The organism is Micromonospora sp. NPDC005172, assembly GCF_040608555.1.
Classification (GTDB): Bacteria; Actinomycetota; Actinomycetes; order Mycobacteriales; family Micromonosporaceae; genus Micromonospora.
In genome coordinates this window covers 1-8913 of the sequence record NZ_JBEXIL010000096.1, presented here as the reverse complement: position 1 = coordinate 8913, position 8913 = coordinate 1, and the positions used below count along the sequence as shown (strand labels likewise).

At 70.1% G+C, this 8913-nt stretch carries 8 protein-coding genes; 5 read left to right on the top strand and 3 right to left on the bottom strand.

Translation table 11 applies throughout. The features are described 5' to 3' along the window. The first annotated feature begins 272 nt into the window (after positions 1-272). Entirely contained in the window at positions 273-446 is a 174-nt protein-coding gene (locus ABZV06_RS31610) for a hypothetical protein (RefSeq protein WP_355249086.1), read from the top strand. A gap of 55 nt (positions 447-501) precedes the next feature. On the opposite strand, the gene ABZV06_RS31605 is transcribed toward ABZV06_RS31610, so the two are convergent. The 3 genes from ABZV06_RS31605 to ABZV06_RS31595 all read right to left on the bottom strand — a co-directional run bounded on the left by ABZV06_RS31605 (position 502) and on the right by ABZV06_RS31595 (position 3528). Continuing rightward, on the bottom strand, positions 502-2292 hold the full coding sequence (locus ABZV06_RS31605) for a 5'-nucleotidase C-terminal domain-containing protein (protein WP_355625914.1): 1791 nt from the start codon (positions 2290-2292) through the stop codon (positions 502-504). Between the two features lie 238 nt (positions 2293-2530). Continuing rightward, a complete protein-coding gene (locus ABZV06_RS31600) occupies positions 2531-3190 on the bottom strand; it encodes a nucleotidyl transferase AbiEii/AbiGii toxin family protein (RefSeq protein ID WP_355249080.1) in 660 nt (219 codons plus the stop codon). Continuing rightward, positions 3187-3528: a hypothetical protein gene (locus ABZV06_RS31595; RefSeq protein WP_355249077.1), complete on the bottom strand. Its 342-nt coding sequence runs from the start codon at positions 3526-3528 to the stop codon at positions 3187-3189. The genes ABZV06_RS31600 and ABZV06_RS31595 overlap by 4 nt, the downstream gene beginning before the upstream one ends. A 123-nt stretch (positions 3529-3651) precedes the next feature. Here ABZV06_RS31595 and ABZV06_RS31590 point away from each other — a divergent pair, with 123 nt between their 5' ends. From ABZV06_RS31590 to ABZV06_RS31575, 4 genes are all read left to right on the top strand, one after another. Next, entirely contained in the window at positions 3652-4644 is a 993-nt protein-coding gene (locus ABZV06_RS31590; protein WP_355625912.1) for an RNA polymerase subunit sigma-70, read from the top strand. Continuing rightward, a complete protein-coding gene (locus ABZV06_RS31585; RefSeq protein WP_355625910.1) occupies positions 4641-5090 on the top strand; it encodes a DUF6069 family protein in 450 nt (149 codons plus the stop codon). Before ABZV06_RS31590 ends, ABZV06_RS31585 begins: the two co-directional genes overlap by 4 nt. Before the next feature lie 60 nt (positions 5091-5150). Next, the gene (gene fdh / locus ABZV06_RS31580) at positions 5151-8423 is read left to right on the top strand and encodes a formate dehydrogenase (RefSeq protein WP_355625909.1); all 3273 of its coding nucleotides are present in this window, start codon (positions 5151-5153) and stop codon (positions 8421-8423) included. Beyond that, positions 8416-8913, top strand: a 498-nt coding sequence (locus ABZV06_RS31575; RefSeq protein WP_355625916.1) for a 4Fe-4S dicluster domain-containing protein, incomplete at its 3' end; no start/stop codon positions are given. The genes fdh and ABZV06_RS31575, both read left to right, overlap by 8 nt.

Sequence of the window (8913 nt, the reverse complement as noted above, 5' to 3'; positions counted from 1 at the left end):
TCGTCGCTCTTGCGATCTCCCCCCCACCCCCCGCGCCCCCGCCCCCCACCCCGCCGATCTTGCAGTTTCTGCGGCGACAATCCACCCGAACCTGAACACTTCGTCAACCGTAAGTGCAAGATCGACGCGCTTTTCCCGGGCCCGCACTCTTACGCCCAGGATCCTAGGATGCTCTAGGGGGTGCGCGGTGCGCACCTCACGACGCTGTCGGCCAACGGACCGTTGTACGGGAGACCCGCTGTTGGACAATGCAGGGGAGTGAGGGGGCGCCGATGACCGAGAAGCCGTTCACCGACGACGAGTACGCGTTCCTGCGCCACATCCGGTTCGGGGAGCTTCCGCCCGCCGTCCGCCCGGAGGATCAGGTCGCGCTGACCGAGACCGATCCCGGGCGGGACCGACCGGAGAAGGCCGAGGACCCGGTCCGCTGGAACGTGCAGGGCTGAGGATGCGCGGACGGGCCGCGGGTGTCGTCACCCACGGCCCGTCTCCACACCACGGTCAGAAGACCGGCACGCCTTCGCGGACGAGACGCCAGTTGGGCTGGAAGAAGTCGTCCGGGTTGATGGTCCCCTTGGTCTGTGCCCAGTCGATGAGCAGCTGGCGGATCTCCTGCTGCGCGTTGTAGACCTGGGTCTTCACGATGCCGGGGAAGTTACCGCCGCCGCTGCGCCGGTAGTTGTTCACCGCCACCACGAACTGCGCGTCGTCCGCGACCGGGGTGTCGCTGCCGGGCAGCACCAGCCGGGTGATGCGCTGACCGACCGGCTTGGCAATGTCGATGTCGTAGTCCAGGCCGGAGATCACGTCGTAGTTGTAGTCCGGCACCGCCGGGTCGCTGATCTGCTCCGGGTCGACGGTCGCGCCCGGGGCGAGGGTGCGGAAGAACTTCGCCGAGTACTCCAGGTACGCGCGTACCTCGGCGCCGCTGAGCACGACGGCTTCGAGGGTGTTGTCGTACACGTACAGGCCGGCCACGTCGCGGATCTTGACGTCGCCGGCCGGGAAGACGGCGGTACGGCTGAACGGTGCCGCGATCGACAGCACCGGCAGGTCCGCGTACGCGGTGCCGGCCAACGCCGCGTCGACCACCTCGGTCTGCACGTGGTTGATGAAGTCGAGGATCGGAGTGTCCTTGTAGCGGGACTCCGCCGCGGACAGCTCCACGGTGGAGGTGGCGACCACCTGGTTGACGTACGCCACGGTCTTGGCGTGCTGGGCCCGCACGGCCGCGACCACCTTCGGGTCCTCGACGACCGTGTTGGTGTTCAGCATGGTGGCGGCCTTCTTGGTGATCGTCCACCGGCCATGCTCACGGGTGAGGGTGAAGTCCATCCGGGTGAGCCGCTGGCCCCACTTCGAGGGCTCGGAGAGCAGCACCTGCGCGCCGGTCCGCTCGTTGGTGACGAACCGCTCGACCACCTCGTTGTGGGCGTGCCCGAAGAGGATCGCGTCGATCCCCGGCACCTGCTGGGCGATCAGCGCCACCGGGTTCTCGTTGGGCAGCTCCGGGCCGTAGCTGGAGGTGCCGCTGTCGCCGCCGTGTGCGGAGATCAGCACGATGTCCGCGCCGCGGGCCCGCATGATCGGCACCCACTTCGCGGCGGTGGCGATCATGTCGTCGAAGCGCAGCTTGCCCTCGACGTTGCCTCGGTCCCAGATGGCCACCCCGGGGTTGGTCAGGCCGAGGATGCCGACCCGCAGGGTCGGCGCGGCGAAGCCGAGGGAGACCTTCTTGATGACGTACGGCAGGAAGGCCGGCTTGCCCGTCTTCGCGTTGACCGCGTTCGCGGCGAGGGCCGGGAAGCCGAGCTGGCGGATCCACAGGTCCAGCAGTGGCAGGCCGTAGTTGAACTCGTGGTTGCCCAGCGTCACGGCGTCGTAGTCGATGACGTTCATCGCCCGCGCCATCGGGTGTTTCTCGCCGGTGGCGGTGATCGGCTCCTGCTTGGCGTAGTACGTCGCGAGGGGAGTGCCCTGGATGGTGTCGCCGGCGTCGAGCACCAGCGTCGCCTTGCCCCGCCGCTCGCGACGGATCTGGTTGATCAGGGTCGCCAGCTTCGCGACGCCGACGTCGTTGTGCTTGCTGTCGTCGTACTCGGCGTCGCGGTAGTAGTCCCAGTTGTAGACGTTGCCGTGCGTGTCCGACGTGCCGAGCAGCGTGAGGTCCCAGGTGCGCGACCGGGCCGGGCCTGCCGCCTGGGCGGGGGCGGCGGCGATCAGCGGGGCGGTCGCCGCGGCGGCGGCGACGGCGAGCACCTGGCGACGCGACGGACCGGAGGAAGAGGTCATGACGTGCCTTTCCATGGGGGTTGACGCGCCTCGTGAGCGCCTCGCGCACCATAACCAGCGCCTGTCACTCCCGCCACGTCAGCCCCGGTTTCCGCAGGACGACGCCGGATAGCCGTTACCGGTCGTACCAGCGCGAGGAGATCCGGTGAGCCAGGACCAGCACACCCAGCAGGACCCGAGTGACCGGCGGTCGACCGACCAGGTGATCCTGCTGGTCGCCCGGGGCGGTCACCCGGGATCAGCGGGGCCAGGCGGCGAAGCGTCGGCGTACCCGTGCGACGTCGTCCGCGTTCAGGCCGTAGCGGCCGAACCGTGTGTCGGACAGCCGGTCGAGGTAGCGACCGGCGGCGCGGACGTCGTCCGGGTCGAGGGCGGGGTCGACCTGCCGGGCCAGTACCAGTAGCTGCGTCACGTCGTAGTGCTCCAGCGCCGCCGCGACGTCGATGAAGTCGCGGACCTCCCGCCGGTTGACCAGCGCGGCGATCTTGTTGGCGACCAGGTCCCGTACGTCCATCACCGGGCCGAGGTCCATCACCACGGGGCTCTGCTGCCGGTCGAGTCGGGCCAGGCTGAGCCGGATCTGGCGTCCGTCGCGGGCGACCACGAAATCCTTCATGTCCTGGCCGTACCCGTCGAACAGGTCGGCGAGTTCGCTGTCCGGGTCCGCGTCGGAGACGGTGAACCCGGCGTGCTCCAACGCCACGCGCACCCCGGCGGAGGCCGCGGCGGCGGCACCCTCCACGTCGGCGAAGAGGTCCACGTCCTCGGTCGGCCGGGCGACCAGGCCGTGCGCCGCCCAGGCCACGCCGCCTCCGAGCACGAACCGGTACGGCCCGGCGGCGGTCAACGCCACCCGGGCCACCTCCCGGTAGAAATCGTGCAGGTGTGGTGCGATCACGCCGCGCGCAGGCCGCGGTGCCGGCTCTCCCACGCGAGGCGGACGCCTCGGGGAAGGTTGAGCAGGCGCCACACCCGCCGCAGGGTGCGCCCGTTGATCAGGGCCCGCAGGTCGTCGGCGCTGGCCGTCTCGCGCAGCACGTTCTCGTACATCCAGAGCAGTTGGTCGGGGTCGCCGAGGTCGAAGGTGCGTTCGGCGTTCCACATCAACCGCACCGGCAACTCCACCACGCCGCGAGTGGGGCCGGCCAGTTCGCTGAGCGTTCGCGCCACGACAGCCGGACGACCCGGGCGGGCCAGGAAGACCACGCCGGTCGCGGGGGGCGAGACGGCCTGCATGATGTCAGGGTAACGCCAGCCGGTCCGGGTGTCGCTCAGGAGCGTCCGACGCCGGGTGATGAGTTCTCGTGCCCGCGCCCGTCATAGCTGTGACGGAACACGACGGGACGGGAGCATGACGTGATGGACCTGGACACGCGGCGGGAGGAACACCCCGCTCTGGCCGACGTCGACGAGTCGGCGTTCGCGGGGTTGGCGCAGCGGCACCGGCGGGAGTTGCACGTGCACTGCTACCGGATGCTCGGGTCGTTCGAGGATGCCGAGGACACGGTGCAGGAGACGTTCCTGCGGGCCTGGCGGCGGCGGGAGACGTTCGCCGGGCGGTCGACGGTGCGGGCCTGGCTGTACCGGATCGCCACGAACGCCTGCCTGGACCTGCTGGCCCGGTGCCGTCCGGAGCCGGCCAGGGGCGGCGAGGTGCGGTGGTTGCAGCCGTACCCGGACCGGCTGCTCGACGAGCTGCCGGCGGGCGACGCGGACGATCCGGAGAAGGCGGCGGTCGCGCGGGAGACGATCGAGCTGGCGTACGTGGTGGCGGTGCAGCACCTCGCGCCGCGTCCACGGGCCGTGTTGGTCCTGCGGGACGTGCTCGGCTGGCCCGCGAAGGACGTCGCCTACCTGCTCGGCGACTCGGTCAACTCGGTGAACAGCGCCCTGCAGCGGGCCCGTGCGGGTATGCGGGAGCATCTGCCCGCCGAGCGGCAGGACTGGACCGGTGGCGACCAGGACGCCGGGACGCGCGAGCTGGTGCGGCACTTCACCGAGGCGAGCGTCGCCACGGATATCGGCCGGCTCGCCACCATGCTGCGCGAGGACGTGCGCTGTTCGATGCCGCCCACGCCGGGCCTATACATCGGCCGGGACGCGGTCGTCAACGACTGGGTCGAGGACGGCTTCGACCAGGTGACGGGTCTGCGCGGCGTCCCCACCTCGGTGAACCGGCAGCCCGCCGTCGCGTTCTACCACTGGCGGGAGGCCGAGGCCGCGTACCTGCCGTTGACCATCGACGTCCTGCGCGTCGCCGGCGGGGTGATCACCGAGATCGTCATCTTCCACGACGACCAGTTCGCGCGGCTCGGGCTGCCGCAGCGTCTGCCGGCGGGTGGTGCGCAGTGACCGTCTCGGCCCCGACCAACCGTGGCCACCGGCTCCGCGGGCTGGCGGGTGTCGGTCTGGCCGCCACTCTGGCGGCGGTGGTCGCGACGACCCTCGTCGCCGCGTTCGCCGAGGCCGTCGGTGTCGACTTCGCGGTTCCCGACGGCGGCGAGGTGATCCCGTTGGCCGGGTTCGCCGTGGTGACGGGCGTCTTCTCGCTCGTGGGCGTCGTCCTCGCCGTCGCCCTTGGTCGGTTCAGCGCGCGTCCCGCCGAGCGGTTCCTGTGGACGGCGGTGGCGTTGACCGCGATCTCGCTGGTCCCGCCCCTGCTCTGCGGGGCGGCTGCCGCCACCGTCGCTGCTCTCGTCGTGCTGCACCTCGTCGCCGCGGCGGTGGTGGTCCCGGCCCTGACGTGGCGCCTGGGCCGCCGGGACCGACCCCACGAGGGGCGGCGGACCCTCGATTAGCGAAGACTCCTCATCTGACCTATGTTCGTGAGGTCGCTCGCGTGGAAGGGGGTGTCGGGGATGGGTCTGCGGACGTTCATCGAGGGTTGGCCGGTGTACCGCCAGCTCACCGGCACCGACCCGCTCGGGCGGGGCGCCGCCGCCAAGTCGGCGCGATCCCTGTCGCTGACGGCGCGTACCGAGACCGCCGATTCGGTGGCGCGGTCGGTGTGTCCGTACTGTGCGGTGGGTTGTGGTCAGCGGGTGTTCGTCGCGGACGGGCAGGTCACGCAGATCGAGGGTGATCCGGACTCGCCGATTTCGCGGGGCCGGTTGTGTCCGAAGGGCGCGGCGAGCAAGAGCCTGGTGACGAGTCCGTTGCGCCAGACCACGGTCCGCTACCGACGGCCCTACTCCACGCAGTGGGAGGACCTCGACCTCGACACGGCACTCGACATGATCGCCGACCGGATCCTCGCGGCACGCGAGGAGACCTGGGAGGACGTGGACGAGCAGAGCCGGCCGCTGAACCGCACGCTGGGGATCTCCAGTCTGGGCGGGGCGACGCTGGACAACGAGGAGAACTACCTCATCAAGAAGTTGTTCACCGCGATGGGGGCGTTGCAGATCGAGAACCAGGCCCGTATTTGACACTCCGCCACCGTCCCCGGTCTGGGGGCCAGCTTCGGTCGTGGCGGTGCGACGGACTTCCAGCAGGACATCGCCAACGCTGACGTCATCGTCATCCAGGGCTCCAACATGGCCGAGGCACATCCGGTCGGGTTCCAGTGGGTGATGGAGGCCAAGCGCCGTGGGGCGAAGGTCTTCCACGTCGACCCGCGGTTTACGCGCACCAGTGCGGTGGCTGATGCGTACCTGCCGATCCGGGCGGGCACGGACATCGCGCTGCTGGGTGGGGTGATCCGGTACATCCTCGACAACGAGTTGGACTTCCGCGAGTACGTCCTCGCGTACACCAACGCCGCCACCATCGTCAGCGACCAGTTCGAGGACACCGAGGACGGCGACGGGTTCTTTTCCGGCTTCGATCCCGAGACCGGCAGCTACGTGCAGGACAGCTGGCAGTACGAGGGCCACGAGGACTCCTCGGGCAGCGGACACACCGCGATGGAGCGGGACACCGCCGCCGGCCTGGAGCACGAGTCGCACGGCGCGGGTGTGGGCGGGCAGACGCAGCGCGATGAGACGTTGCGGCATTCGCGCTGCGTCTACCAGATCCTCAAGCGGCACTACGCCCGCTACACCCCCGAGATGGTCGAGCGGGTCTGCGGCATCCCGCAGGACAAGTTCCTGGAACTGGCCCAGGCCTGGACCGCGAACTCCGGCCGGGAACGCACCGGCATGCTCGTCTACTCGGTGGGCTGGACACAGCACAGCGTCGGCGTGCAGTACATCCGCGCCGGGGCGATCATCCAGCTGCTCCTGGGCAACATGGGCCGTCCCGGTGGCGGGGTGATGGCGCTGCGCGGACACGCCAGCATCCAGGGCTCCACCGACATCCCGACCCTGTTCAACCTGCTACCCGGCTACCTGCCGATGCCCCACCACGCCGACCACCCCACCTTCGACGACTGGGTGGACAGCATCCGGCACCCGGGGCAGAAGGGCTTCTGGGGCAACGCGCGGTCGTTCGCGGCCAGCCTGCTCAAGGCCTACTGGGGCGATGCCGCGACGCCGGAGAACGACTTCGGCTACGGCTACCTGCCCCGGATGACCGGTGACCACGGCACCTACCAGCAGGTCCTCAACATGATCGACGGGAAGACGAAGGGCTACTTCCTGCTCGGGCAGAACCCGGCCGTCGGGTCGGCGCACGGCCGTGCCCAACGTCTCGGCATGGCGAACCTCGACTGGCTCGTGGTCCGGGACCTGTTCCTGATCGAGAGTGCGACGTTCTGGAAGAACGGCCCCGAGGTGGCCACCGGCGAGATCGTGCCCGAGGAGTGCCGGACCGAGGTGTTCTTCCTGCCGGCGGCGTCGCACGTGGAGAAGGAGGGCACGTTCACCCAGACGCAGCGGTTGTTGCAGTGGCGGGAGAAGGCCGTCGAGCCGCCGGGCGACGCCCGCTCCGAGCTGTGGTTCTTCTACCACCTCGGCCGTAAGCTGCGCGAGAAGCTGGCCGGTTCGCCGTTGCCGCGCGACCGGGCGCTGCTCGACCTCACCTGGGACTACCCCACGCACGGCCCGAACGCGGAGCCGAGCGCCGAGTCGGTGCTGCGCGAGATCAACGGGTACGACGTGACCACCGGCCGCCCGCTGGCCAGCTTCGCCGAGGCCCGCGACGACGGCTCCACCGCCGTCGGCTGCTGGATCTACACCGGGGTGTACGCCGACGGTGTGAACCAGGCGGCCCGGCGCAAGTCCCGACACGAGCAGGACTGGGTGGCCGCCGAGTGGGGTTGGGCGTGGCCGGCGAACCGCCGCATCCTCTACAACCGTGCCTCGGCCGACCCGGACGGCAACCCGTGGAGCGAGCGCAAGAGGTACGTCTGGTGGGACCCGGACAGGGCCGAGTGGACCGGCTACGACGTGCCGGACTTCGAGAAGACCAAACCGCCGTCGTACCGGCCGCCGGCCGGCGCGTCCGGTCCGGAGGGGATCGCCGGTGACGATCCGTTCGTCATGCAGGGTGACGGCAAGGGCTGGCTCTACGCGCCCAGCGGTGTGCTGGACGGGCCGCTGCCCACCCACTACGAGCCGGTCGAGTCGCCGGTGCGTAACCCGCTTTATCGCCAGCAGGCCAACCCGACGCGCAAGTCGTACGCGCACCCGGTGAACTCGGTCAACCCGAGTCCGCCGCAGGAGCACAGCCAGGTCTTCCCGTACGTGTTCACGGTCAGTCGGCTCACCGAGCACCACACCGCCGGCGGCATGAGCCGGACGGTCCGCACGCTGGCCGAGTTGCAGCCGGAGATGTTCGTCGAGGTGTCACCCGAGTTGGCCGCCGAGCGAGGGCTGAGTCACCTGGGGTGGGCGCACCTGGTCAGCGGTCGCGCGGTGATCGAGGCGAAGGTGCTGGTCACCGACCGGCTCACGCCACTGCGGGTGGAGGGACGGGTCATCCACCAGGTGTGGCTGCCGTACCACTTCGGTTTCGAGGGTCTGGTCACCGGCGACTCGGCCAACGACCTGTTCGGGATCACCCTGGACCCCAACGTCCTGATCCAGGAGAGCAAGGTCGGCACCTGCGACGTGCGGCCCGGCCGACGTCCCACCGGGCCGGCGCTGCTCGACCTGGTGGCCGACTACCAACGACGTGCCGGGATCGTCCCTGGTGGACACGCGCCGGCCGTCACCACCGAGCAGGACGGGGAGGGCAGCGGTGATTCCTGACCCGAACAGCCTCTACGGACCGTTGGACCCGGCGCCCGAGGCCGGGTATGAGAACGCGCCACCCCGGATGGGGTTCTTCACCGACACGAGCGTGTGTATCGGGTGCAAGGCCTGCGAGGTCGCCTGCAAGGAGTGGAACGGCGTCCCGGAGAGCGGCCTGGACCTGCTGGGCATGTCGTACGACAACACGGGCGCGTTGACCGCGAACTCGTGGCGGCACGTGGCGTTCATCGAGCAGCCGCGTCGGGCGGGGCACGGCCCCGCGCCGGCGGACGTCCTCGGCGCGCCGGTCGACGCCGACCGTGACCGACCGCCCGAGCCGGGCGCGGGGCCGCAGTTCCTGGGTATGCCGGGGGCGCAGCCGCCGGGGCGGGGTACGGGCGTCGGGGAGCGTACGGATTTTCGGTGGTTGATGATGTCGGATGTGTGTAAGCACTGCACGCATGCGGCGTGTTTGGATGTGTGTCCGACGGGTTCGTTGTTCCGGACG

Coding starts and splice junctions, on each gene's coding strand:
- ABZV06_RS31610 (WP_355249086.1), top strand. CDS start 273: ATGACCGAGAAGCCGTTCACCGACGACGAGTACGCGTTCCTGCGCCAC.
- ABZV06_RS31605 (WP_355625914.1), bottom strand. CDS start 2,292: ATGACCTCTTCCTCCGGTCCGTCGCGTCGCCAGGTGCTCGCCGTCGCC.
- ABZV06_RS31595 (WP_355249077.1), bottom strand. CDS start 3,528: ATGCAGGCCGTCTCGCCCCCCGCGACCGGCGTGGTCTTCCTGGCCCGC.
- ABZV06_RS31590 (WP_355625912.1), top strand. CDS start 3,652: ATGGACCTGGACACGCGGCGGGAGGAACACCCCGCTCTGGCCGACGTC.